This is a genomic window from Pseudomonas sp. GW822-FHT07A10, from assembly GCF_058798795.1.
In genome coordinates this window covers 1-1424 of sequence record NZ_JBXAKV010000033.1, presented here as the reverse complement: position 1 = coordinate 1424, position 1424 = coordinate 1, and the positions used below count along the sequence as shown (strand labels likewise).

Below are 1424 nucleotides of genomic sequence, written 5' to 3'. Positions count from 1 at the left end.
GCCATCCCTTTCAAGGTCTTTTCGTTTTGGCGGCCTTGATTACCCGGTCCGTTGAAACATGTGCATGCACCGCAGTGCCTTGCACCCATGTTTTGGGTTTAGGCACCTTGGGGCCCCGGGGATTTTTCGCAACTTGTTTTGGTTGGATGTTTCTGGCCAGTTCCAACAAGCGCTGGGCCAGTTTTTCCAGAGGTATGACGGGAAAACATTCCGAGGGCAGTGCAATTTGCAGGCCTTCATAACCACTCCGGACCTGAACCGCCAAGTGATAGGTTGAGGCTTCCCAGCCGTCAGGCTGGGAAGCCTGATGGGCTTGCTCGACGCTTCGTTTGAGTACGGCCAGGACGTTGTAGGCCAACACCGCAGTAGTGAACCCGAGCAATGCGGCCTTTGGGCTACCAAGGGTTTCGATTTCACTTTCCAGGATTGCTTCCAGTCGCTGGAACATGCCTTCAATGCTCCAGCGGCGGCGATAGAGTTCCGCGATCTGCTGCGCGCTGACGCTTTCAGGCAGGTTGCTCCAGAACATCAAGCTGCTGTCACCCGAGTCTGTTGGCGAGTGAAGCGTCAGTTCGACACGTCGACACTGGTAACCGCCTCTAACCTGAATAATCTGTTCACGCACGGTGCCCGTGCTCACAGGCACTGGTTCTTGCCAATGCCCCTCTTGAATCAAGCGTGGATGCTTGGCCTGTTGACGAATGACAAAGGAGGTTTTGACCTGTTCGCAAGCCTCCATGACCGGGAGCGTGCAATAGAGTCGATCAGCCAGCCACACCTGGCCCGGCTCGGCATCGGCCAAGAGAGGCAGCACGCAAACACGCTCGCTTGCGTAGGCATCTTCACATGCCTGCAGGTCGATGACTTGATCCAGGTCGGGGTCGTAGACAACCACCGAAAACCCGGGCCGAGCGGCGCCGCGCTCGTGGCGTAAAGCCCCCAGTCGTTTCTCAGTGGATGCCAAGTGATTACCGTCCACCACCCGAACCTGCCAACCCGGCAGCATCGCCGTGCAACCCAACTCCTTGATGGTTGGAGCCAGGCGCTGCGCACAGCCCGTGACCAGGGCGCGCAACAGAGCTGGCTCGGTACGACTGATCTTGTCGTAGAGGGCCGCCAGGCTAACAGGAAGATCTTCCAGTTGCCGCGCCGCGGCGTGCAGGGATGGCTTCAAACCCAATGAAACAAGGGACATCAGCTTGATGATGGTCGAGAACAGTAGCTCACGAGAATACTGCCGTTGCCGATGTTCTTCGAAGACCTGATCGACCCACTCAGGGGCAATAGCGTGCTCCAGCGCCAATTTGGCCATAACGCTGGCAGGTGCTTTTTTCTCGAAACGCTCCAGAACATCGGCCCACATCGTTCGGGTATCCCTGATAGAAACTTCAGAAGATTTTACCTAAGACCTTGAAAGGGATGGC

1 protein-coding gene is annotated in these 1424 nt (G+C 56.8%); it reads right to left on the bottom strand.

Annotated features, from left to right (window positions below; genetic code table 11):
- Nucleotides 1-10: 10 nt before the first annotated feature.
- Nucleotides 11-1312 carry an IS4 family transposase gene (locus AC1RL4_RS29185; RefSeq protein WP_489079034.1) on the bottom strand — a complete coding sequence of 434 codons (1302 nt, stop codon included), beginning with the start codon at nucleotides 1310-1312 and terminating at the stop codon, nucleotides 11-13.
- Nucleotides 1313-1424: the final 112 nt, after the last annotated feature.